The organism is Arcicella rosea, assembly GCF_040543805.1.
GTDB classification, from domain to species: Bacteria; Bacteroidota; Bacteroidia; order Cytophagales; family Spirosomataceae; genus Arcicella; species Arcicella rosea.
In genome coordinates, this window is the sequence record NZ_JBEUMS010000015.1 from 73015 (window position 1) to 98857 (window position 25843).

21 protein-coding genes and 1 riboswitch are annotated in these 25843 nt (G+C 35.5%); of the genes, 9 read left to right on the plus strand and 12 right to left on the minus strand.

Features of this window, described 5'->3' with window-relative positions:
- Positions 1–59: 59 nt before the first annotated feature.
- From ABID42_RS18275 to ABID42_RS18310, 8 genes are all read right to left on the minus strand, one after another.
- Positions 60–2567: a TonB-dependent receptor plug domain-containing protein gene (locus ABID42_RS18275; RefSeq protein WP_367284906.1), complete on the minus strand. Its 2508-nt coding sequence runs from the start codon at positions 2565–2567 to the stop codon at positions 60–62.
- Positions 2568–2745: 178 nt separating this feature from the next.
- Positions 2746–4089, minus strand: coding sequence for an acetyl-CoA carboxylase biotin carboxylase subunit (accC, locus tag ABID42_RS18280; RefSeq protein WP_323256446.1), 1344 nt, complete (start codon positions 4087–4089; stop codon positions 2746–2748).
- Positions 4090–4174: 85 nt separating this feature from the next.
- Positions 4175–4660, minus strand: a complete 486-nt coding sequence (accB, locus tag ABID42_RS18285; protein WP_367284907.1) for an acetyl-CoA carboxylase biotin carboxyl carrier protein — start codon at positions 4658–4660, stop codon at positions 4175–4177.
- A gap of 19 nt (positions 4661–4679) precedes the next feature.
- Positions 4680–5243, minus strand: a complete 564-nt coding sequence (gene efp, locus ABID42_RS18290) for an elongation factor P (RefSeq protein ID WP_323256450.1) — start codon at positions 5241–5243, stop codon at positions 4680–4682.
- Positions 5244–5428: 185 nt separating this feature from the next.
- Positions 5429–6418: a beta-ketoacyl-ACP synthase III gene (locus ABID42_RS18295; RefSeq protein ID WP_323256452.1), complete on the minus strand. Its 990-nt coding sequence runs from the start codon at positions 6416–6418 to the stop codon at positions 5429–5431.
- Between the two features lie 110 nt (positions 6419–6528).
- Positions 6529–7467, minus strand: a complete 939-nt coding sequence (gene plsX, locus ABID42_RS18300) for a phosphate acyltransferase PlsX (RefSeq protein ID WP_323325557.1) — start codon at positions 7465–7467, stop codon at positions 6529–6531.
- A 173-nt stretch (positions 7468–7640) separates the two neighbouring features.
- Entirely contained in the window at positions 7641–7835 is a 195-nt protein-coding gene (gene rpmF / locus ABID42_RS18305) for a 50S ribosomal protein L32 (protein ID WP_184129002.1), read from the minus strand.
- 70 nt (positions 7836–7905) lie between these two features.
- On the minus strand, positions 7906–8535 hold the full coding sequence (locus tag ABID42_RS18310) for a YceD family protein (RefSeq protein WP_367284908.1): 630 nt from the start codon (positions 8533–8535) through the stop codon (positions 7906–7908).
- 115 nt (positions 8536–8650) lie between these two features.
- Here ABID42_RS18310 and ABID42_RS18315 point away from each other — a divergent pair, with 115 nt between their 5' ends.
- Positions 8651–9316, plus strand: coding sequence for a phosphatase PAP2 family protein (locus ABID42_RS18315; RefSeq protein ID WP_367284909.1), 666 nt, complete (start codon positions 8651–8653; stop codon positions 9314–9316).
- A gap of 17 nt (positions 9317–9333) precedes the next feature.
- Here ABID42_RS18315 and ABID42_RS18320 read toward each other — a convergent pair whose 3' ends face one another.
- Together ABID42_RS18320 and ABID42_RS18325 are read right to left on the minus strand one after the other, a co-directional pair.
- Positions 9334–10434: a homoserine O-acetyltransferase family protein gene (locus ABID42_RS18320; protein WP_367284910.1), complete on the minus strand. Its 1101-nt coding sequence runs from the start codon at positions 10432–10434 to the stop codon at positions 9334–9336.
- Between the two features lie 29 nt (positions 10435–10463).
- Positions 10464–10721, minus strand: coding sequence for a hypothetical protein (locus tag ABID42_RS18325; protein ID WP_367284911.1), 258 nt, complete (start codon positions 10719–10721; stop codon positions 10464–10466).
- Between the two features lie 109 nt (positions 10722–10830).
- A riboswitch (SAM riboswitch) is annotated at positions 10831–10959 on the minus strand.
- A 283-nt stretch (positions 10960–11242) separates the two neighbouring features.
- Here ABID42_RS18325 and nadB point away from each other — a divergent pair.
- Positions 11243–12829 (plus strand): L-aspartate oxidase, encoded by a 1587-nt coding sequence (gene nadB, locus ABID42_RS18330; protein ID WP_367284912.1) that lies wholly within the window; start codon positions 11243–11245, stop codon positions 12827–12829.
- Between the two features lie 70 nt (positions 12830–12899).
- Here the strand turns inward: nadB and ABID42_RS18335 are convergent, their stop codons facing one another.
- Entirely contained in the window at positions 12900–14141 is a 1242-nt protein-coding gene (locus tag ABID42_RS18335; RefSeq protein ID WP_367284913.1) for a NupC/NupG family nucleoside CNT transporter, read from the minus strand.
- Positions 14142–14309: 168 nt separating this feature from the next.
- Positions 14310–14852, minus strand: a complete 543-nt coding sequence (locus ABID42_RS18340) for a YfiT family bacillithiol transferase (RefSeq protein WP_367284914.1) — start codon at positions 14850–14852, stop codon at positions 14310–14312.
- A 698-nt stretch (positions 14853–15550) separates the two neighbouring features.
- Between ABID42_RS18340 and ABID42_RS18345 the strand changes: the two genes are divergently transcribed.
- From ABID42_RS18345 to ABID42_RS18375, 7 genes are all read left to right on the plus strand, one after another.
- Positions 15551–18730 carry a SusC/RagA family TonB-linked outer membrane protein gene (locus ABID42_RS18345; protein WP_367284915.1) on the plus strand — a complete coding sequence of 1060 codons (3180 nt, stop codon included), beginning with the start codon at positions 15551–15553 and terminating at the stop codon, positions 18728–18730.
- Positions 18731–18814: 84 nt separating this feature from the next.
- Positions 18815–20284: a SusD/RagB family nutrient-binding outer membrane lipoprotein gene (locus ABID42_RS18350; RefSeq protein ID WP_367284916.1), complete on the plus strand. Its 1470-nt coding sequence runs from the start codon at positions 18815–18817 to the stop codon at positions 20282–20284.
- A 39-nt stretch (positions 20285–20323) separates the two neighbouring features.
- Positions 20324–20806, plus strand: coding sequence for a hypothetical protein (locus tag ABID42_RS18355; RefSeq protein ID WP_323256476.1), 483 nt, complete (start codon positions 20324–20326; stop codon positions 20804–20806).
- Positions 20807–21240: 434 nt separating this feature from the next.
- Positions 21241–22413 carry a pyridoxal phosphate-dependent aminotransferase gene (locus ABID42_RS18360; RefSeq protein ID WP_367284917.1) on the plus strand — a complete coding sequence of 391 codons (1173 nt, stop codon included), beginning with the start codon at positions 21241–21243 and terminating at the stop codon, positions 22411–22413.
- 66 nt (positions 22414–22479) lie between these two features.
- On the plus strand, positions 22480–24024 hold the full coding sequence (locus ABID42_RS18365; protein WP_367284918.1) for a flavin monoamine oxidase family protein: 1545 nt from the start codon (positions 22480–22482) through the stop codon (positions 24022–24024).
- 28 nt (positions 24025–24052) lie between these two features.
- Positions 24053–25006, plus strand: coding sequence for a Hint domain-containing protein (locus ABID42_RS18370; protein WP_323256482.1), 954 nt, complete (start codon positions 24053–24055; stop codon positions 25004–25006).
- Positions 25007–25270: 264 nt separating this feature from the next.
- Positions 25271–25819, plus strand: a complete 549-nt coding sequence (locus ABID42_RS18375; protein ID WP_367284919.1) for a DUF4136 domain-containing protein — start codon at positions 25271–25273, stop codon at positions 25817–25819.
- Positions 25820–25843 lie beyond the last annotated feature (24 nt).

Here is a 25843-nt window from a genome sequence, read left to right on the forward strand (position 1 = left end):
AAAAAGCTAATCAACAAATACGTTGACTAGCTTTTTCTATCCAAAAAGTGAAAAATATATTACTTTACTTGGTAAGTATGTTTAGCAATTCCGATTCCTCCATTATATGCAGTACCTTCTGCGACAATATTGATATTAGCTTTTGCATCTGTATTCCAATAAGTTACTGTTGCTTTTCCAGTAGAATCCGTTTGTACATTAGGTGCCCAATGAAGCGTAGAACGAAAATCTGGACGAACATGTTCAGGCTTCTCTACATCGTATTTAGGTGCATAAAACTCTCTTGGAACATTGTAACCCAAACGTTTTTGTATCGATACGCCAATCGCTGGGTCTTTTGAGTAATCATAGTTTGGTCCGCCTCTTTTAGTAAGTACTGAAATTACGCCATTCGATGCTCTTGAGCCAAAAATAGTAGCATCAGCACCTTTCAGTACATCTATTTGTTCTACATCACAAGGATTAATTCCTGTTAAAATATCTATAGAAGCAGGCATTCCGTCTAAAACAACTAATGGATCACTACTTAAACTAATAGAACTGATTCCTCTGATTACTACTTTATACCCACCGCTTCCATCAGACGACACTTGTACTCCAGGCACTCTACCTTGCAACATTTGTAAAACATTGGTAGCTCCAGCACATAATCTATCATCAACTTTTAAAGTATTACTAGCCCGACCATAAATTTTACGAGAATCCTGCGTTTCTTTTTTAGCTTTTACCACTACTTCATCAAGCATCTGAACTTTATTGAGCTTTAATTTCTTTTCAAGCTCAACAGCTTCTTTTGCTTTTTTCAGGAAATCAGCTAACTCTCTAGCATCAAACTCCATTGGATTAAAAGGTGTTTTAATGATTTGTACTTTAGGCGCATTTTTCTGAGCATCAATAGATACTTGCAGATTTTTACTTCCCTTTTCTTTCATTCCTTGAATAAAAACTTCTGTACTATCGTTAAAATCTATTCCATAAAAGCCATAATTTCCTAAAGAATCAGCATTACTCATCAGAATTTGTGGTGAGCCTTTTTCACTTTTAAGCATTAAAGTAAGGCTTACATTATTGGCAGGTTTGCCATTCGGACGTAAAGCTTTTCCTGTAACATTTAAGCCAGTTTCTAAAATATGTTGAAAATTTGGTTTTCTATCTTCGATAATGTCTTTCCAAACAAATCTTCTCCAGCCTTGTGTCAACATCAAAATATCTAAATGGCGTGTTGCATTTTCATTATTTGATTCAAAATAATAAGCTGGTTGTTCAATTGTGCCTCTAATACTTGAATAATATTCATTAGATTTTTTCTCAGCAATGTCTGAACTCAAGAGTAAGTAAGTCAATAAATTTTCTTGAAAAGCATTAGGAATTACTTGATTACCATCGGTAACAGCTACCGAAAAATCTCCTTTAACAGGTTTCCCTTCCTTATCGGTCGCTTCTATATTGAGCGTTACTTTTTCTCTACTTTTATAGATTCCTTTGTCCGAACTGATTTTCAGATTTATCTGCTTATTCTTATTCACAAAAGCGATGCGTTCGCATACTGGTTCGCCTTTTGAATCGAACAGTGTAATTTGTACAATTCCATCGTCTGGAATTCTATCTTTTGGGATACTAATTCCAAACGATTTCAATTTTTCAGAACCTTTTGCCACAAAACAAATTTGTCCTTTTTGTTGAGCAACAATCACTACTTCCTTCGCTTTTTCAGCAGGAATTGGCGTACTATTTGAAATAAAAACTTTGATTTTCTCTTTATTAGAAAGGTTATCAATTGCCATTGTATAACCTTGTTCATATACTTTTGGCAAAGGAAAAGGCTTTAATGTACCGTCTTTTTGTTTGATATATGCGGTATAAGTATCTAAATTTTCAGGAATAAAGCTAAAATATCCCATTCCCAAATGTTCTGAACTAAATGCCGTGACGGTGTCTTTGGAACTGCTTAATACAAAACCTTCGCTTTCAACGCCTTTTCCTGCAATATTAACGGCTTTAAAACCTACTCTTGAAGAAATTCCAATGACTAAGTTTCCTCCTTCTGGAAAAAACTGAAAATCTGCTACTTCTGATAATTTGTTGGCATTACTTTCTGTAAGGCGATTTTGGGTAGTTCCTTGCCAAATTTTCACTTCTTGTCTGAAAAAGAATTCTTCAGAGAAGTTTCGCATATAACTGGTATAAGCTCTGATTTGGTAGCTCCCTTCTTCTAAAGAATCAGGAAGTGCAATGTCCCCAAAAGTTGAACCATCGCATTTCAAAGTACGCTGGATAATTATTTTCCCTTTCGATTCGTCAATCAAATCAACATAAAGTACTCTACTTACTGAATCAATCCTATGATAAGTAGCATCAAATAAATACCCTTTAAACCAAATGGTTTCACCAGCCATATAGTAAGGCTTGTCGAGATGTAAATAGACTTTTTCTTGTGGATTTTCGTGATGGTATTTTTCAAATTTTGCGACTAATTTTTCAATGAAGTCGTTACCATCTTCGGTAAAGGTAAAAGCAGAAGTTGTAATTAGGATTAAAGATAATAAGGTAAACAGTTTTCGATTCATACGTTTAGGTGGTTTAATTTTATCGTTAAAACGTTCCAAATATGCAATTTGGTGTTTACAAACGCAATTATTTTATGATAGATGGAGTGATTTAATAGTTAAATAAAGTACATAAAAAAAGATGACTCCAATTGTTTACAATTGAAGCCATCTTTTTGTTTATTAATAATGAATAATTTTACAAATTACTCAAGTCGAAACCATCCATAAAGGCAGTGGTAAAGTTACCAGATTTAAAACGTTCGTCATCCATCAATTTAATGTGGAATGGAATAGTTGTTTTAATTCCTTCGATAACAAATTCTTGCAAAGCACGCTTCATACGAAGTAATACTTCTTCACGAGTTTGTCCAGATACGATTACTTTCGCAATCATAGAGTCGTAGTTTGGTGGAATAGTATAGCCAGAATACACATGACTATCAATTCTTACCCCACGACCGCCCGGAAGGTGCAAGTTGGTAATTTTTCCTGGAGATGGACGGAAACCATTTTTAGGATCTTCAGCATTGATACGACATTCTAAAGCAAATAATTTAGGGAAATAATTTTGTCCCGAAATAGCTTCACCTGCCGCTACTTTGATTTGTTCCTTGATTAAGTCAAAATCCGTAACTTCTTCAGTAATTGGATGTTCTACTTGAATACGAGTATTCATTTCCATAAAGTAGAAATCTCCGTTTTTGTCAACCAAAAACTCAATTGTACCAGCTCCTTCGTAACCGATAGCTGCAGCACCTTTGATAGCGGCTTCACCCATTCTAGCTCTTAACTCTGGAGTAAGTGCTGGTGAAGGAGTTTCTTCACATAATTTTTGGTGACGACGTTGAATAGAACAATCACGTTCAGATAAGTGACACACTGTACCGAATTGGTCTCCAACAATTTGAATTTCAATATGGCGAGGTTCTTCAACATATTTTTCCATGTAAAGACCATCATTTCCAAATGCTGCTGCTGATTCAGTTTTAGCATCTGTCCATAACTTATCAAATTCTTCTTCTTGACGAATGATTCTCATACCACGTCCACCACCACCAGCAGTTGCTTTGATGATAACAGGATATTTAATGTCTTTCGCTAGTTTTTTTGCTTCTTCAACAGTATCAATCAAACCATCAGAACCAGGAATTACTGGAACGCCTGATTTTTTCATAGTTTCTTTAGCTGTTGCTTTATCACCCATCGAATTGATTTGATCGGCGGTAGCTCCAATAAATTTGATGCCATATTCAGCACAAATTCTTGAAAACTCAGCATTTTCAGATAAGAAACCATATCCTGGATGAATCGCATCAGCACCAGTAACTTCAGCCGCTGAAATGATGGCAGGAATATTTAAGTAAGATTGACGACTTGGCGGTGGACCAATGCAAACAGCTTCATCAGCAAATTTTACATGAAGGCTTTCACGATCGGCAGTTGAATAAACGGCCACCGTTTTGATGCCCATTTCTTTACAAGTCCTGATGATGCGAAGAGCAATCTCACCTCGGTTGGCAATTAATATTTTTTTAAACATGATTCAATTTGAGCATTTGAAAACTTGAGAATCTATAACTTGAAATCAACATTTAGAAATGTTTTCAACCTATTCAATTTTCAAATTAAGCCAGTTCTACAACAAATAATGGTTGGTCAAATTCAACTGGCGTTGCATTTTCAACCAATATTTCAACAATTTTACCTGAAATTTCAGACTCAATTTCATTGAATAATTTCATCGCTTCAATGATACAAACGGTTTTACCTTTTGCGATTTCTTTTCCTATTTCAACAAAAGAAGGTGAATCAGGACCAGCAGAACGATAGAACGTTCCAATCATTGGTGATTTGATAGTTACTCTATTAGCAGCAACTACAGGAGCGGCAGCTGGAGCAGCTGGTGCCGCAGGAGCAGCCGAAGACGCAGCAGGAGCTGCTGCTGGAGCAGGAGCCGCAGCCACAACTTGTGGAGCCGCAACTTGCTGTATTACTGGCGCTGCACCATAACGTTTCACAGATAATTTTAACTCCGACGTTTCGATGTTTACTTCATCAAGCGTTGATTGTGCAATAAAATCAAGGAGCTTCTGAATTTCTTTATTTTCCATGTTTGGACTGTTATAGGGATTACTTTACTCTTTCAGCGTACTCATAAGTACGAGTATCAACTTTAATTTTTTCGTCTGTTTGAATGAATAATGGTACGATAATCGTTGCACCGGTTTCCACTGTAGCTGGTTTTTTAGGAGAATTGGCTGTATCACCTTTAATACCTGGTTCAGTATAAGTTACTACTAATTCTACAAATGGAGGCATCTCGCAAGAGATTGGCAATTCAGTTTCAGCATTAATTAGGATTTCAACTTCTTGTCCTTCTTTCATCAAATCAGCTGCTTCAACCATTTCTTTATTAAGCGTGATTTGCTCGAAAGTGATATTGTCCATAAAAGTAAAACCAAATTCTTCAGCATAAAGATATTGGAATACTCTACGCTCAACACGTACAGGGAAAATATTTACCCCTGAGTTGAAAGTATTATCAATAACTTTTCCAGAAGTCAATGACTTTAATTTTGTTCTTACAAAAGCAGGTCCTTTACCTGGTTTCACGTGCAAGAATTCAATAATTGAAAATAAATCATTATTGAATTTAATTACTAAACCGTTTTTGATGTCTGCAGTAGTTGCCATTTTTATTATTGATACTGAAAAGTAAATGTCGTAAAAACGAAATCATTCAATCAATATCGCTATTATTTTTTAAATAAATTTTGTTTACTAAGAATAAAATATCCGCAAAATTAGTCTTTTATTAATAAATAGTAAAATAAATAAATATCAGAAATTTTGCGAGTAACATTGTTGGTCTAATTAGCTTAATAAGCCCATTTTAGATAGATACTACCCCAAGTAAACCCACCACCAAATGCTGCTAAAACAAGGTTGTCCCCTTTTTTTAGCTGTGATTCATACTCCCATAAACATAGTGGAATAGTTGCGGCAGTGGTATTGCCATACTTTTGGATAGTTAACATTACTTTGTCGGGACCAATACCCATACGGTTTGCCGTAGCGTCAATAATTCTTTTATTGGCTTGATGTGGTACAAGAAAAGCAACATCTTCACCTGTTAAATTATTACGTTCCATTATTTCAGCAGAAACGTCAGCCATTCTAGTTACAGCAAATTTAAAAACAGCCTGTCCTTCTTGGTGAATATAATGTTGACGCTGGTCAATTGTTTCGTGGGTTGGTGGATAAGCACTTCCTCCAGCTTTCTGTATTAAATGATTAGCCCCAGAACCATCTGATTTTAAAATAAAATCTTGAACGCCTAAGCCTTCTGTATTAGCTTCCAACAGCACAGCACCTGCACCATCGCCAAATAATACACAAGTAGTTCGGTCTGTATAATCAACAATAGAAGACATTTTATCAGCACCTACCACAACAACTTTCTTGTATCGTCCAGCTTCAATAAACATTGCTCCTGTTACAAGTGCATTTAAAAAACCTGAACAAGCAGCAGCTAAGTCGTAAGAACCAACATGAGGAATACCCACTGCTTCACAAATAATATTGGCAGTTGCTGGGAAAAAATGGTCTGGAGATATGGTAGCACAAATTAATAAATCAATTTCCTCTGGCTTAGTATTTGTTTTGGCTAACAAACCTTTAACTGCTTCTATTGCCATGACAGATGTCCCTTTACCTTCGCCACGTAGAATATGACGGGTTTTAATACCCGTTCGGCTCATTATCCATTCATCTGTGGTGTCAACAAATTTTGCAAGGTCATCGTTGGTCAATATATCTTCGGGTACATAACCTTGTACTCCGGTAATTGCTGCAGTGATTTTGGTCATGGTTATATGGGAAATGATCGAATGACAAAATGTTTGAAAAATCAAATCATGAAATTAGATTTTTGCAAATAGATTATTCAAAACCTTAAATTCGCTCATTCTGTATTACTTTAAGCAAACGCTTTTTTAATTTTTTCAGTAAGCTTAGATTCAACAATGCGGTGGCATAGATGAACCATGTTTTTGGTAGCAAGTGCCGACGAAGAACCATGGGCGATAACAACGTTTCCGTTTACGCCAATAATCGGACTGCCTCCTACGGCTTCATAATTTGTTTGGTCTATGAAGTCGTCTTTAACGCCTCTTTCAGACAAGATTCCGTACAAAGATTCTCCCATTTTCAAGAGAATATTACCCGTAAAGCCATCCGTTACAATAACATCTGCTTTGGCTTTGAAGAAATCTTTTCCTTCGATGTTCCCAACGAAATTGATTTTTCTTTCTTCTTGGAGTAATTTATAGGCTTGCTGAACGATGACTGAACCTTTTTCTGGTTCTTCTCCAATATTCATTAAAGCAACTCTTGGAGATTCAATACCCATTGTAGCTTTTGCATAGATTGAACCTAAAATACCAAATTGTGCTAACATTTCAGGTTTTACATCGGCATTCGCACCAATGTCAAGAATCACCGCAAGGCTACCATCAATTTGAGGAGCAAAACCAGCAATTGGAGGACGTTGGATACCTTCTATCGTTTTGATAGAAAATAAAGAGCCAACCATCATTGCTCCTGTGTTGCCAGCAGAAGCAAAGACATCAATTACTCCTGTCTTTAAAAGTTTAAACCCAACTCCGATACTGGAATTGGGTTTAGACTGTAATGCTCTTACAGGATGTTCACCCATTTCTATTGTTTCATTAGCTTCCACAATTTCAATGTTAGAACCCGTAAAATTTTGGTTATCAATAATCTGCTGAATTACTGCTGTCTGGCCAATCAAAACGATGGTTACATCAGCTGGTAATTCTTGAGCTGCCAATACTATTCCTTCAACGATAGCTTTTGGGGCGAAATCTCCACCCATTGCATCAATCCCTATCTTCATTCAATTATTATTTTGTTATTCATAAACAGAATGACAAAAATAACATTTTATGAAGTGTGAAACAGCGTTTTTGTTTGAAAATAGTTTTGAAAACTGATAGTTTTTTATCAAATGTTAGCTTGAATATTGATATTCAGCACATTATGTGATAGACAATTACCAAAATCAACTAATTATGCTTGAACTGCATAACCTTCTACAACCATTTTACCTTTGTAAAACAAGTTTCCTTCAAATACGTGAGCACGGTGACGTAAGTGAATTTCACCAGTTGTTGGATCTGTAGTGATTGTTTTTGGAGTTCCAAAATCGTGTGAACGTCTTTTATCTCTACGAGTTGTCGAGTGTCTGCGTTTAGGATGTGCCATTTGCTTATTTCTTTATTTTATGATTCTTTATTTATTTAAAAATGTGATTTGCATGTATGGAAGCAAATCATTAATTATTGTTCAATTTCTTTAAAATTGCCCAACGTGGGTCAATTTCTGGTTCATCTTCGTTTGTCTGCTCTTCATCGTCATCATCTTCTGAATCTGCGGTTGAAGTAGAATAAACAATTTCACCTTCGTCATCATCTTCCCAAACTAAATCTTCAAAGTCTTCGTCTGAATCATCATCTTCATCAAAATCTGATAAAAATGTTTGTTCTTCAACTTGAAAACGGGGATGAAGCTTTTTCATTGGTATTTGTAAGCCAATGAATTCATAAATATCTTGGGCTACATTGATATACTGTGTGTTTCTATCAATAAGCATCAATTCATCTGAAATCTCTTCTGTATGGTCAGAAAACTTTAATATCATTTTCTGAGTAATATCTACAGGAAAATCAAAAGTATCTAAACTACGATCACAAGTTAGTTCTACAGAACCTACAATATGATACAATAATTGTATCATTACTTCCGATTTATCTAAGGTAACAGTTGCCTTGAAATGCCCTTTTTCGATTAAATCTTGCTCTAATGCCGCAAAGAAATCATCTCCTCCTTCAAATTCATGCACATAATGCTTGTTTTCAAGGCGGAAGATGTCAATCTTAAATGTATTTAATATGCTCTTTTTCACTTGGTTTCATCGAAAAGACTGCAAAATTAGGGACTATTTTTTACAATGACAAGTATTGAACAAAATATTACAAGTACTTATTGGCAAATATCTTTTCGCTAGCGACCTTTGTTCTATGAAACAAATTATTAAAAACAACCTTTTTTACTTTAGCTTGTATGCAATTGTTTGGCTTTTGGTGCTGATTTGGGTATTAATGCACAGCAAATTCGAGCAAATGGTATTTATTAATCAACGCAATAGTTTGTGGGCAGATTACTTTTTTCAAGGGGCAACACAATTAGGAGAAGGTTGGTTTTTTGTTGCTATTATTTTAGTTTACTTATTTATTAGTTATGATAAAGCTTTAATGTTAACCGCATCGCTGGCTTTAAGTTCATTACTTTCATCATCATTAAAGCTGAGTTTTGATACACTTCGTCCGCTTAGTTTTTTTGCAGATAAGCATGTCAACTGGCATTTTGTAGAAGGTTTACAAATTAATATTCATTTGAGTTTCCCATCAGGGCATACCACTACAGCCTTTGCGATTTTCACTTTGCTGACAATCTTCCTTTACAACAAAAAATGGTCTTTACTCTTTCTATTGCTGGCTTGTTTGGCTGGTTATTCAAGATGTTATTTATTTCAGCATTTTCCTGAAGATGTTTTGGCAGGCTCGGTAATTGGTACTTTCAGTAGCCTTGTGGTTTATGTCTTAATCAACAGGATGTTAGAAAATAATCCGAAAGAGTGGCATAAACGGAAATTACTCAGTCAAAAAAAAATCCTGAACCAGTAATGATTCAGGATTTTCGATTAATGAATTGCTAAGTTTTTCTTTTCCAACTTCTTGAAAAAATCATACATTGGATTGACATCCAACTTCACAAATTTTTGCCAAAGTTTAATGGCTTTAGTAATTAATTGGCTTTCAATCAAAAAGCCATCGTGACCGTATAAAGAATCTAAGGCTTGAAAAGTAGCCCCAGGAATGTGTTTCGCTAAAAATGCTTGTTCATTAATTGGGAAAAGTGCGTCAGATTTAATTCCCATTACCAACGTTTTTGCTTTAATCTGTGAAAGTGCTTGAATTGCACCACCTCTGCCACGCCCCACATCTTGCGAATCCATCACTTGTGAAAGTACAAAATAAGAATAAGCATTAAAACGCTGCGCTAACTTTTCACCTTGATAACGCTGATAACTTGTTGCACGATGTACTTTGCCCAAAGGCTCGTCGTTTCTTGCTTGCGTTACGCCATAGGTTTCATAGTTTCTGTATGAAATCAAAGCAGTAGCACGAGCAGCCTTCATGCCTTCAATTCCAGCTTGTGGATTACTTTCTTTCCAAGTAGGGTCAACTTCAATCGACATCCTTTGTGATTCATTAAAAGCAATTCCCCAAGGTGAATGTTGAGCATTAGTCGCAATTAAAATCAGGTTTTCAATCAAATCAGGTTGAGAAATTGCCCATTCTACACATTGTTGTCCACCTAAAGAACCACCAATACAAGTTCTAATTCGATTAATTCCGAGATGTTCACGAAGTAAATCGAATGAATTCACAATATCTCTAATGGTAATAAATGGAAAAGTATGATAATAAGGTTCGCCAGTATTTGGATTGATAGAAAGCGGGCCAGTACTTCCATAATGCGAACCTAAAACATTCACACAAATGATAAATTGCTTATCTGGGTCGAAAAGTTTACCTCTTCCTACCAAACCTTGCCACCAATCTTCTACATCTTGACTACCCGTAAAGGCATGACAAACCCAAACTACATTAGAGCAGTCTTCGTTCATCTTACCCAAAGATTGATATGCTAGTTCAATTTCTGGTAAAACTCCTCCCGCTTCTAATGCGAAGGCTTTGTTATATTTAAAAAGATTATTCAATGGATAAAAAATGAGCACCAATACTCTTTTTGGGTGAAACCTTTATTTTAAGCAATCAAAAGCTCGTTATTTAATAATTGCTTTTCCAAGTCCTCGAAATTCTCTTCATATTCCCAATACATCAATCTACCATGCGGACCTGTAACTAAAATATATTTCTCAGAAATAGATTGAATACGCTCGATAGCGACAATTTTCACCATTTTCTGTGGCACAGTTACTTCTTCAACAATTTCCTTATTGCTGGCGTCGAAACCATGAACAATTAGATAATTGCCCGTTGTAAGTTTAATAAATTTTGACATAAAGCTGAAAAGTTTGGTCACGAAAAAATCATGACGATAAACGAAAATAAATCGTAAACCTGACGAATACTTTACAGCATGAAAAATGACTGGGAGAGTAATCGTAATTGGTTTATATTTCCTAAAAAAGCCCAATAATCAGCTATCTATTTTAGGTAGGAATTAGCACCTTGCCTTTACGAGCGGTAGGTTGCCAGAAGTTCATAGAGCCTATTCTCTCCCTTCTTCTTTATAAATCAATTACTCCGATGAGGCTGAAAACCTCGGAAGAAAATTGACTTGATGATGCAAAGTAAAACCTCAATGCTGGGAAATGCAAATTTTTTGATGATTCTCGTTGAAGATTCTTCTTTCAAAAGCTAAATTCAAAGCATTCATTAAGCTTTGATAGTTTGATTTATACAGATAATTTCCAAGCCAAAGTATAAATAAAGGAGTTTTTAAAATAACTTTGCTTATTCGTGACATTAAAATTGTACATTAACTTATAAAATGCGGGCGGCAAGCCGTTTTTCATCATTATGCCCCAATACGACTTTTTAGTTATCGGCTCAGGCATTGCAGGGCTTTCTTATACAGCAAAAATTGCTTCTTATTTTGAAGAAAAAGGTCAAGATGTTAAAATAGCGATTCTTACCAAAACTGTTGAAGAAGAAAGTAATACAAAATATGCACAAGGGGGTATTGCTACTGTTTGGAAAGATGATGATTCGTTTGAAAAACATATCAATGATACGATGGTGGCAGGTGATTTTATGTCTGATAAAAGAGCCGTTGAAATTGTTGTAACCGAAGCTCCTGAACGCTTAAAAGAACTGATTTCTTATGGCACTAATTTCGATAAAAAGAATGATGGTACTTATGATTTAGTGAAAGAAGGTGGACATTCTGACCAAAGAATTTTACATCATAAAGACTCAACAGGAAATGAAATTGAAAGAGCACTTTTAGAAAAAGTAAAGTCTTTCAAAAGTGTTGATTTCTTCACGCATTACTTTGCTATCGACTTAATTACGCAACACCATTTAGGCGAAAAAGTAACGAAAGATACGCCTGATAAAAAATGCTTCGGTGCTTATATCCTAAATACTTTTACCGGAAAAACTGAAACTTTTTTAGCCAAAACAACTCTTTTGGCTACTGGAGGAATCGGTCAGGTTTATCAAAGTACGACGAACCCAACGATTGCAACTGGCGATGGTATTGCTATGGCATATCGTGCAAAGGGTCTAGTTGAAGGAATGGAATTCATTCAGTTTCACCCTACTTCTTTGTATCAACCTGGCAAAAAACCTTCTTTTTTAATTTCTGAAGCTTTACGTGGGCATGGTGGTATTCTGAAAAATATTGATGAAACTACTTTCATGGAAAAATATGACGAACGTCTTTCGCTTGCACCTAGAGATATTGTCGCCAGAGCGATTGACTCTGAAATGAAAAAGAATGGAGTTGACCATGTTTACTTGGATACTCGTCATTTAGACAGTGAGGATTTCAAACATCATTTCCCAATGATTTATGAGTATTGTAAGGAAAATCTTGGTTTGGAAATTACCGAAAAAGATATGATTCCAGTGGTGCCAGCTCAGCATTATCTTTGTGGGGGAATCAAAGTAAATGAGTATTCGCAGACTAATATTAATTACTTATTTGCTGCTGGCGAATGTTCTTCAACAGGATTGCACGGTGCTAATCGTTTGGCATCAAATTCTTTACTTGAAGCCATTGTTTATGCGCATAGAGCTTTCTTGAAATCCATCGAAACCTTTGAAGAAAACATCCTTCCAAACAATATTCCAGATTGGAACGATGAGGGAACTACGCATCCAGAAGAACTAGTTTTGGTAACAGAAATGGCTAGGGAATTAGAATCTATCATGAGTAATTATGTGGGTATCGTAAGAACTGACCGACGACTAAAAAGAGCTTATGACCGCTTGGAATTGATTTATATAGAGCACGAAGAACTTTATCGACAATCAAAAATTTCCGTTCAAATCAATGAACTTAGAAATATGATTAATGTAGCTTATTTGGTTATTAAAGATGCTAGAGCTCGTAAAGAAAACCGAGGCTTACATTATAATCTTGATAACATTAAAAATTAATCATACTTATACAAAAAAGCCTGACGAAGTATTTACAGCGTCAGGCTTTTTTTATGTAATAATCATATTCTTAGAGAAGTAATCCCGCTAAAGTTGCAGACAAATAACTTGCTAAAGTACCACAAATCAAGGCTTTGAAACCTAATTTTGCTAAATCCGTTCTGCGTTCAGGAGCTAACTCCCCGATACCACCAATCTGAATTGCCACCGAACTAAAATTCGCAAATCCACACAAAGCAAAACTTGTAATAGCCAATGTTTTAGCATCAAGTGTTTCTTTCAATTTTACTAAATCCAGATAAGCAACAAATTCGTTTACTACCATTTTTGTCCCCATCAAAGCACCAGCAACTTGCGTGTCTTTAGCAGGTACACCCATTGCCCATGCAAAAACAGAGAAAACATTTCCTAAAAGGAAGTTCATGCTAAGGTTTGGCATTCCGAAAACGTAGAACCCAATATGCCATAAAATTGAATCAATTAAAGCAATCAGAGCGATGAAACCAATCAACATTGCAATTACATTAAAACCAACTTTTAATCCTTCAGAAGCACCAGAAGCAATAGCATCTACTAAATTAGAATGTACTTTTTTGATTTCAAGCTGAACAAACCCCTGTGTTTCAGACTTTTCCGTTTCTGGGTAAACGATTTTAGAAATAACCAAAGCACCCGGAGCAGCCATAATACTTGCCGCCAAAAGGTACGAAGCGGGTACTCCTAATTTGATATAAGTAGCCATTACGCCCCCAGCAATACAGGCAAAACTTCCCGTCATCGAGGCCAATAATTCAGATTTCGTCATTCCTTTTAAATAAGGTTTAATCATAATCTGAGCCTCTACTTGTCCAACAAAAGCCGAAGCCGCATTTGAAAGCGCCTCTGCCCCACTTACTCCCATTAGCCAGTGCATACCTTTTGCCAAAACGGCAATGACTCTTTGCATAATACCAAGATGGTAAAGAATATTTACCAACACAGCTACAAATACAATAGTAGGAATTACTTTGAAAAAGAACACAAAATCATGTCCTGGACCAAACGCTTTTGTCATCAATTCTGGTTGAACCAAAGAACTAAAAACAAATTCTGCACCCTTATCAGCTTTTTCAAGTAACTGATTTACCATCTCTCCTAACTTTGTAAAGAGTGTTTTTCCTATATCAGTTCGTAAAATAAAAACTGCCAAACCAAACTGTAAAGCCAAACCAACACCGACGGTGCGGTAATTGATTGCTTTTCTATTATTCGACATCAAATAGGCAATTCCTAAAATTAATACAATTCCAATAAGTCCTGTGAAACGTTCCATGTACAAAGTGTTAATACCAAATCTTTTATGTGGTTGTTGAATGAAAAGTTAAAGATAAGGGAAAAAAGACGAAAGGCGATACTTGCAAAAAACTAAAAGATACTTAGCATTTGATTTTGGATTTTTACAAGATTGAAATATGTGTCTTCATCCATATAAAACCTACAATTAAATTCCCAAACGCTTTCTTAATTCAGTAATATGTGCGGTGTGATGTCTGCCATGCCAAGAATACATCCCGGTAACTGTTCGAAGTGAATTGGCTTGTTGCGTAGCAGGATGAACAAATGTTCTTTCAAATTGTTCTTCTGTCATCGACTTTAATAATACAATCCATCGCTTATGAAGTACTTCTAATAAAGTCAACGACCATTCGATAGGTCCATTTTTTCCATCTTCTAATTCTGCCCAAAATTGTTCTTCATAAGGTCTAATGGTTGGAGTATCCTCTGTCAATGCTAATTTAAAACGACAATAGGCATTTATATGTGAATCTGCTACATGATTTACGGTTTGTCTCAGCGTCCAACCTTCTGGGCGATAAGGCAATTCCAATTGTTCTTCGCTCAAACTATCAACCGCTTTTTTTAATAAAGTAGGTAACGCTTCAATATCTTCAATCCAAGATTTCAATAAATCATCAGTGATTTCATTGGGTTTCTTAAATACTCCGATAGGGTAACGCATTTGCTCTAAGGATAGATTTTCCATCATATTATTTTGTTATTGTTTTCGAATACAAGATAATCTAAAATTTGATTGATAAAATCATGAAGTGTTATTTTCCAAAGAATTAAGTAGTTTAACTTATAAGTACTTATATAAAAAAAACTAGATTGAAGAGCTTGATTAAAAGGAAAACTTTTATCACTTTTCAGCATGACTTTTTACCACTCTTGGAAGAATTATATTTATTATAAAATTTTAACTAAATATACTTTCTTCCTTCTAATTAATTAATAATTTTTAAAAATTATGTTTGGCGTTTTAAATAAATTCATTATAATCGTACTTAGAAATCAACGAAAAGCAAAATAAAAAACTGTATTTGGGCATTTCTTAAAAACTCTTTAAATTTTGCATTAAGTATAATTTCTTATATCAAAAAACACAGCAAACTAAAACAACAATTACTCGACTTCCGAAAGTCGGACAAAGCATTACTAATTCCTTTATTTGATTACTTCCAAAAACAACACTTCAATTTATACCATATTTCATTAAATCACATTTCCACTTTTAATCAAAAAGTGTAGTGATAGTTCCTATTGTTTTGATACAGATTTAAAATTTTATTCCTGAGAAATCATTTTAGCCTTTGACCCAAAATCACTGGCCTGATATACTATTTCCTTTATCAAAAGCAATTGAATTAAATAGAATTACCAACCATATAACAACAAACATTTATGAACAAAATTTTACTATTCTTATGGGGAATACTGTTGGTTTCATCAACGGCTTTCTCTCAAAAACAAACTGTTACGGGAACAGTCACTTCCGCTGAAGATGGTACAGCAATGCCCGGTGTAACTATATTAATCAAAGGAACTACAAGTGGTACAAATACAAGTAGTGAAGGGAAGTTTAGCATTGCATGTCAGCCCAAAGATATACTAGTATTTACTTTCGTTGGGATGACTCCTTATGAAGTGCCAGTGGGTTCGCAAAGCTCAATCTCAGTAAAAATGAAACCTGATGTCATGCAACTCAGTGAAGTAGTAGTTACAGCATTAGGCGTACAAAGAGATAAAAAAGCATTGGGTTTCTCTCAGCAACAACTTAAAGGTGAGAGTGTTGTAGAAGCACGATCTACCAACTTAGCGAATGGGCTTTCTGGTAAAATTGCTGGCTTCAGAGTAAATACTAGTTCTGGACCGGGTGCTGCTTCTACCATTCAAATCCGTGGTTCATCTTCAGTTTCGGGTAATAACCAGCCTTTAGTGGTCATTGATGGTGTGCCTATTCAACAATCATTTGATAAGCAATTCGGTTCGGGTTTATCAGAAGTAAACCCAGATAACATCAAAGATATTGCTGTTTTAAAAGGGCCAAACGCTGCGGCCTTGTATGGTTCTAGAGCGGCCAATGGTGTTATTTTGATTACTACCAAAAACGGTGCAGGAACTAAAGGGATTGGTGTAGAAGTAAATTCAAACTTTGTTGCTGATAGACCATTCATTTCTCCTAATTTCCAAAATACTTATGGTGGTGGTAACGGATACCGTACTTGGTACAGTGATGGTTGGAGTGGTTCTATTACAGATGCCAATCAAATTGCACAGTACAGAGCGGCTTATGGGCCAAATGCGCCTTTGAGTGGTACGGATGGAACTGACGAAAGCTGGGGTGCGCCAATGGATGGGAGATTGGTTCGTCAATGGTGGACTGGTACTGATGTTGCGCCACTTACGCCACAGCCAAATAACTACCAAGAATTCTGGCAAACAGGAACAGCCTTTACTAACAACGTAGCTATTTCTGGCGCAAACGATAAAGGAAATTTCCGTTTATCAGTTGGGCATCTCGACCAAAAAGGAATTATGTATTACAATGATTTTCACCGTAATAACTTCAAATTTAACTCTGGGTACAACTTTACAAACAAATTCAACATTACTTTATCAGCGGAGTACGTAAAATCTTGGGCAGATAACCGCAGTTATGCTTCTGGACAAGAATTTATCTGGTCGCATCGTAGTGTATCTTGGGCGCAATTACGTGACTGGGAATCATATACTTCAACACATATTCAAAGAGCAGTTGCGGGCAGATTACCAGACAACGACCCACCAAACTGGCAACATACTTTCTTTACGAACCCTTACTATATTCAACAAAAATTACCTTCGTCAAATGATAAAGATCGCTTAGTTGGAAACATTGCTTTGAACTATAAAATCTTACCTTCATTAAGTGTAATGTTGAGAACAGGAACAGACGTTTGGTCGGATACTCGTATTAATATTGTCAACTTTGAAAGAGTAAGAAATGGAAACCGTACTCCGGGTCGTTTCTCAGAAGAAGTACTTCGTCGCCAAGAAACAAACACCGATGCGATATTAACGTATAACGGAAACGTTAATAAAGACATTTCAATTACTGCACAAGCTGGTGGAATTGTAAGAAGCAATTATTACAAAAGAAATTATATCTACGTTGGTGAATTAGTAATCGACGGATTATACAATGCAGGAAATGCAGTACCAAGCCAAAACACAATTGCTTCAACCATTACGAAGAGTGAAGTACAAAGTGCTTTTGGTTCTGTAAACTTAGGTTTCAAGAATGCTATTTTCTTAGATTTAACTGCTCGTAACGACTGGTCATCTACTTTACCTGCTGGCAACAGATCATACTTTTATCCATCAGCATCTTTGAGTGCAGTTTTCACTGATTTAATTGATGGTATCAAAGGAGATGTTTTATCATTCGGAAAAGCACGTTTCAGTTTGGCACAAGTAGGTAACGACGCCGACCCATATCAATTAGCACAAACTTATCGTGCTGGTACTTCATGGAATGGGGCAACTCCAGAATTTGCGGAAAATACTACGATTTCAAATTCAACGCTTAAACCAGAAATTACAACGGGTTTAGAGGCAGGTTTAGACCTTCGCTTATTTAAAGGAAAGGTAAATTTAGACCTTACATACTATGAGCAAAAAACCAAAAACCAAATCTTAGGTGTTGAAATTTCAAAAGCTACAGGTTATAATACTCGTATTTTGAATGCTGGTCAAATCTCTAACTCAGGTATTGAAGTAACGCTTTCAGGTACTCCATTAAAGCTTTCAAACGGTTTTTCTTGGGATGTTAGCTTCAACTTCTCTCGTAACAGAAACAAAGTGGTTGAATTGGCTGAAGGCTTAACTACTTATGTGTTGAACGAACGTAGAGGTTTAACTTCGGAAGCAAGAGTTGGTCAGCCTTACGGAACACTTTATGGTTATGGATTTGAAAGAGCTCCAGACGGACAATTAATCATGGTGAATGGTTTACCTCAACTTTCAACCACTCAAAAAATCTTAGGTAATATTCAACCAGATTGGATTGGTGGTTTCACGAACTCATTTTCATACAAAAACTTCTCTTTATCTACTTTGATTGATGTACGCATGGGGGGGGCTATTTTTGACGAAGGAACAGCCAATGCTCGTTGGACAGGACAATATGCAGAAACAGCTGTTGGTCGTGAGGAAGGTGTAATTGGTTCAGGGGTGAAGGTGATATCAACAAACTCTGATGGAACAAAAGTATATGCTCCAAACGATGTTATTGTAAGTGCCAACCAATACTATGGTTATAACAACCCACGTCGTTATCATGAAGCAGCCATTTTTGATGGTAGCTATGTAAAATTGCGTGAAGTATCATTCGGTTATAAGTTACCAACAGCTTTAGTGAAAAAATTAGGTTTCCAATCAGCAAAAATTTCAGCAGTTGGGCGTAACGTCTTGATGATATTCAAAAATCATCCTCACCAAGACCCAGAAATTGATGCAAATGGTGGTAACAGACAAGGCTTTGGTTATGGAGAGTTACCTTCAACGAGAAGTATTGGAGCCAACTTATCATTCAGCTTCTAAACAACAAAGTCGATTAACTCAATCATTGTGAGGACTAGTAAAGCAAAACGAAAACTCACATTCATTTAAAAAGATTTTTATAACATGAGAAAATATAGCAAAATATACCTTCTGGCTACCAGCATTATTTTAGCGGCAGGGTCTTGTACTAGTACTTTCGATAAAATGAATGTTGACCCCAACAATCCGTCGTCGATTACGCCACAATTCCTTTTACCAACTGGTATTGAAAGTTCCATCGACCGCTACTGGGGACATCGTACCCGTTTTGAAAGAATCAATCTTGACGGTGCAGCACTTTGGGTTCAACATTTAACCAGAAATATTTACTCAAACGAAGGAGATAACTACGGTATCTCACAAGCATTGCCACTAAATAACTGGAAAGGTTTTTTCAACGATGCACAATCGAACTTCAATAGAATCATCGCTATTTCTGGAGAAAAAGGAACTACTCCTAACGCAAACTACGAAGGCATTGCCTTAATAATGCGTACTTGGAACTTCTCTTTATTAACAGATATGTGGGGAGCAATTCCATATTCTGAAGCCTTAAAAGGAACAGCAGAAGCCCCAATCTATACGCCTGCTTATGATTCAATGGAGAAAGTATATGCAGGAATGCTTGAAGACTTGAAAGTGGCCAATGAAAAGTTGAGCGTTGCTGGTTCGGCAGTTTCTGGTGACATTCTTTACAGCGGGAATATTCTAAAGTGGAAAAAATTTGCCAACTCTCTACGTTTACGTCTTGCAAATCGTCAAGCTGCTAAAAAGCCAGCTGAGTCAAGAGCAATTATGCGTGAAATTTTAGCAGACCCAGTAAAGTACCCAATCTTCACCAGTAATGATGATAATGCTTCGCTAAAATGTACTACGATTTTACCAAGTAATAACGAGTGGAATCAAGTATTGATACAAGATGGTAGAACCGACTGGAATTTAAGTAAAACATTGGTTGATAAAATGAACGGAGTAAGCGATGCCAGAATCAAAATTTTTGGGAATCCGAACAAGGTAGGTAAATATGAAGGTCATGCCAACGGTTTACCAGATGCTATCGCTACAACTTACTTAGAAAGCAGTTCAACAATTGGTAGTTTCTTTACTGCCGCAGCGGCACCAGAAGTAGTGATGACTTATGCAGAACTCCAATTTATTTTAGCTGAAGCAAGTATTGATGGAGACATCACTGGAGATGCGCAAGCTTATTTCGAAAAAGGTATCACGGCTTCATTTGCTCAATATGCCGCTACTGGCTCAAGCGATTTGATTGCACAACTAGGAACAGTTACTCGTGAAAAAATCCTTGATCAAAAATGGATTGCTTTATTTGGACAAGGCATTGAGGCTTGGACAGAGTATCGTAGAACAGGTTATCCTGTGATGCCAGCAGCCGACCCAAGAGCAGTTTTCGAAAATGGAGCAATTATTCCGACACGATTGCCTTATCCGGGTTCAGAATATTCATTGAATGCTAAAAATGTGTCTGAAGGAGAAAAACTAAATGGTGGCCCGAACGACATGAAAACCAAACTTTGGTGGGCAGAAAAATAAACCAAAGGCAGAAGTACTTAACATTAAATTAGAACAATCATGAAACACATAGATAAATTACCCCCAATTATTCTTATTGCTCTTTTCGCATTATTAACGATGGCTTCTTGTAAAAATGTTGATGACCCATTCGTTCCGAGAGTAGTTTCTCCAGTTTTAGTAGCTATTGATGGCACAGCTCCTGGTGATTTCGCAACTGAACCAACCATTAGTTATACCAAAACTGGCAATGTGGTTTTATCAGCTAGAATACTTGAACTAGACAAAACCAATCTTTTGGATTACACTAAAGGGATTGATTCTCTCCCAGTAGCAAATACAAAAATCACGATTACCTTGCGTAATAGTGGTGCAGTTGTAGCAGAGCTAACAACTGATGCAAAAGGTAAAATCAGTGTAGAAAAAACGTGGCAATCTTTAGGACTTACAAGCCCAGCTTCAGGAAATAGCATTCCTCTTAATTGGAGTGGTACTTACAAAAGTCAAGCCTTTACTCGTCTGTCTAGGGTTTCCGTAAAATAGCTTAGATTCAATCAATAAAGTCTATAGATTCGATTCCTGAATATTATTTTTGTACAACATTTTTTACATAAATGAGTGTTTTCCTCTATTTAAAAAAAAACTTATTTTATGTACTTTTGCAAAGTAATTTAAATAATAGATAATTTTACAACAGAAAAAACGTGCATTTTTAAATATATTATCATTTATCAATACATTTTTAAACGAAAAAATTATCGAAATCAATTTTGATTTTAAAAACTTTAAATTACCTTTAAATAAAAATAGTACAACAATCATACTTCATCAATCTATAAAATCAATTTCCGAATTCTACGGGGTTCAAACCCCGTAGGAGTTCAGAGAATTTACTTAGCAGACTTTCATTGAAATATATAAAAGCTTTATTATCTTCATCATAAATTTAATTCATTCACTCTTAAACGTTGTGTGAAATGTCATCAAATCTGAATCGCCGTAATTGGCTTAAAAAAAGTCTTTTTGCAACCGCTGGTTTAACTACAGCGTCTGCTTTCATTCAAAAAGCTGCTGCAAATCCTGTCCTTAGACAAGAATTACAATATAGTCTTCTTCCAGAATTTCTACTTGAAAAAGAATACTCAAATATCCCTGTTGTAGCCAAAACTCTTGTTAGATTAAGTGCTAACGAAAATCCTTGGGGACCATCAGAAAAAACAAAGCAAGCTTTAATTGGTGCAATTGGTGATGCTAACCGTTATGCCTTCAAACTTCGTGGCGAATTGGTAAAAGCCATCGCTGAAAAAGAAGGAGTACCTGAAAACTATATTTTATTAGGTGCAGGTTCTTCTGAATTATTAACAGCTTCTTTAGTAGCTTACGGACAAAAAGGCAAAATCATCGTTGGTGACCCTTGTTACATTTCTGGTAACGAAGAAAGAGTACCAATGGAAAAAGTTGCCTTGACGAAAGATTACCAATATGATTTAGATGCCATTGCTGGGAAAATCAACGGTTCACAAAGTTTGGTATATGTTACCAATCCAAACAACCCGATTGGTGCAGTATTACCTTCAGAATCATTCAGTGCTTTTATTGATAAAGTTTCAGACAAAATCACTGTTCTTTCTGATGAAGCTTATATCGACTATGCAAAAGACCCTAAAACTGCTTCTATGATTCCAGCCGTTAAAGCTGGGAAAAATGTTTTGGTTCTTCGTACAATGTCTAAATTATATGCTTTTGCAGGTTTACGTTGTGGTTATGCCATCGCTAAGCCAGAAATTTTAAAAATGATTCAACCGTATTGTTCAGGTGGTTTTGATATGTCTGTTCCATCTTTCGCTGCTGCTATCGCTGCATTTAAAGATGTAGAATTCCAACAATTGACATTGAAAAACACTGAGGAATCAAAACAATACTTGTATTCATTCTTAACCAAAGCTGGATATACATACATTCCATCATCTGCCAACTTCGTTATTTTCCCTCTAAAAATGAAAGGTTCTGATATGTTAGCCAAAATGGCTGCTGAAGGCGTCATGCTTAGAAAATGGGAATTTGATCGTCAACATTGGTGCCGAGTTTCAATCGGAACAATGGACGAAATGAAGGCATTCGCCGAAGCCTTTACAAAGGTTATTTCTTAGTTCTGTAATTCCTTGTGAAAACGTTTCATCCTTTATATTTCACAAGGAATTACTAATTTGCGACAGATGACAAGAAGAGATTTTATCGAAAAAACTGGTTCTGCCAGTTACCTGACCATGCTAGGTTTCGGTTTAATACCTGAAGCTAAAGCCGAGCCACTTAACTTACAACGAAACAAAGCCAATAAAAAGATTATCATTTTAGGAGCAGGTTTAGCTGGAATGTCAAGTGCTTATGAATTAATAAAATTAGGATATGAAGTAACCATTTTAGAAGCAAGAAGTCGCCCTGGCGGTAGAGTTTGGACAGTTAGAGGCGGAACTACAGAAACTGAAATTGGTGGTATTACACAAACTTGTAAGTTCGATAAAGGTCTTTATTATAACGGTGGAGCAGCCAGAATCCCACACAATCACAAGCTTTCTTTACACTATTGCCGTGAATTCAATATCCCTTTAGAGATATTCATGAATGTAAACGAAGGAGCTTACTATTATTCAGAAGGAACTGGAAAATTATCGAACAAACCTGTTAAAATTAGAGAGATTCATGCAGATGTGCGTGGATACACAAATGAGCTTTTAACAAAAGCGATTGACAAAAAAGCATTAGATGAAGAAGTTACCAAAGAAGACCTTGAAAAATTAAGTGCATACTTAAAAGAAGAGGGCGATTTGGACATCATGAAAAAGTACAAAGGTTCTGAACGTCATGGTTATAAACGTCAAGGTGGATACGGAGAGCAATCTCCAGAATTAGCTTCACCACATTTATTACATGATATTGTTGAATCTGGGCTTTTTCATCCAGCTTTTTCGAATGTTGGTGAATATACTTTTAATCAACAACCTGTAATGTTACAACCTGTTGGTGGAATGGACGCACTTCCTTATGCTTTTGCACAGAGATTAGAAGGTAAAATTCAGTTTCAGTCAGAAGTACAAGAAATCAGAAAAACTTCACCGGGCGTAAAAATTGTTTATAAAGACAAAACAGGTACTGTTAAAGAAATTCTAGGTGATTATTGTATTTGCACAATTCCATTACCCGTTTTAAAAGGTATTACTTCTGATTTATCCTCAGATATTCGTAGAGCAGCAGATTTTGTGCCTTATATGAATACTGGAAAGATTGGTTTACAATTTAAAAGAAGGTTCTGGGAAGAAGATGACAACATATTTGGTGGAATTTCTAAAACCAATATGGACATTACACAAATTTTTTATCCTTCTTACAATTTTATGGGTAAAAAAGGCGTGTTGAAAGGCTATTACAATTTTCACGATAGAGCTTTAAGATTAGGAAATCTTAGTTTAGCAGAACGAGAAAAAGTAGCCTTGGAACAAGGTGGAAAAATTCATCCACAGTATAAAACTGAATTTGAGAGTTCTTTTTCATTAGCTTGGCAAAAAATTAATTATTCAAAAGGCGGTTGGGCAGAATACAGCGAATCAGCAAGAAAACGCTTCTATCCTGCTTTGATTAAACCTGATGATGAAATTTATTTAGCTGGAGAACATACTTCTCATTTAACAGCTTGGATGGCTGGAGCTTTAGAATCTGCCAATTCAGTAGTTACACAAATTCACAAACGAGTAAACGCTGCTTAGCTTTCGACTCGTAAAACAAGATTTTAGCATGAAGAAATTTATATACTTTATTACCTTACTTTTTTTATCAACTAGTGTTTTCGCCCAAGAAGGTGAAAAAATGGGTATCAAACTAAGTGAATTTGAAGCTGTAAAGAAAATCGCTATCAAAAACTTAGATAAAGATACTTATGTAAAAGATGGAAACTTTGTATTAGATAACAGTACTTCTCCTTATGTTTTCAAGTTTTCAGACGGTTTAGAACGAAGAATTTACTTGTATAAAGTACTTGAATCGGCTGGAATGAAAGAAATTGCTAACTTAATGATTTTCACTACCCCAAAAGATGGCAAAAGAATCAGTTTAGTTGTTCCAAATCCATTAGCTGAAAAAGAAACTTGGGGCAAATACATTGATGATTTGAAAGATGGCGAAAAAGCAGTTTCTGGGTTTTCATCTTGTGTAGCTTTCGTTTTGGCAAAAGAATTCTCTGGTGTTGCTGGCGATAAAGGCAAAGAAGAAGACAAATACGAATATTGTTTTCCAGCCGAAGCTAAAATCACAATGGCTAATGGTGAAACAAAAAACATTAGTGATGTAAAAGTCGGCGAGTATGTAGTTTCTTATAATGTTATCAAGAAAACTGCTGAGTCAACAATTGTAGAGAAAATTGATATTCATGAAAATAGTGAATTCGATATTGTAAAAGTATTTTTAGTAGATCCAAGTGAAATGATTACGGCTTCTGTATCTGTTAAATACAAATTAAAAGAGCTTGAAGCAACTGCTAATCACCCGATTTATACTGAAAATGGTAAAACAACGATGGGAGATTTAAAAGTTGGACAAAATGTGTTTGTTTACGATAGCGAAACAAATAAATTTAAAAAGTTCAATGTATTTCTTACAAAAGCTGGCGCTAGAAAAGTAAACAAAGTTTATAATTTGATTACAGAAAAAAATAGTTATCTGGTAAACTCAGTTGTAGTTTTAAAGAAATAAAAATATTTAATTTTTTGAGATTGTTTTTGGATATTTCCGTAAATCCTTTCTCCTTTGGGGAAGGGATTTATTTTTTTATAAGCAATTCAAAATGAAATACTTACGGTAAACTTTCCAATAAAACATAGAACTATTAAAATTAAAACTTGTCACAAAAACACATTAAGTGAAAAAAAAAGTCAATAAAGTTATATTTTATATAAAATTTTATTCTACCTTTGTAAAGGCTTAAACGCCAATATCCAAAAACAATCTTAAAAATAAATGAAACGCATAGTGGTTGCAACATTCATTGTTGGACTTCTTGCTACTTCATGCACTCGGGAAACAATACTTGTGAAAGCCAACAACGACTTTCATGCTATAAATACCGAAAATCGTTCTTTCACGATAGTTCAGGAAGTGAGTCGCCCACAAGAATCAATATCATCGTTAAACGAAATGGTGATTAAAGAGGAAATTGAGAAGCAAATGGAAATAAGAGGATACACTGAAAGTAGAGAAAATGCAGATGTGTTGATTTCTTATGCTATTTATGATAAAAACCTCAATTTACAACAAGTAAAAAAAGTGTACGGAAACACACAAACACAAAATGATGAGTTTGAGGTGTATCAAAAAAACTTAAAGAATGGTACTTTAATCATTTCGATGATTGACAAAAATTCTAACAAAGTATTTTGGACTGGTTACGCTTCTAAAATTTTGAAATTCAACAAATCTTTAGCGAATAGAGATTTAAAAAATATTACCAGAGCAATTTTTGATAATTATAGAGTAACCGCCAATAGTTATTTGGCAAAAAACAATTAACAATCCTCTTATACAATACCATTT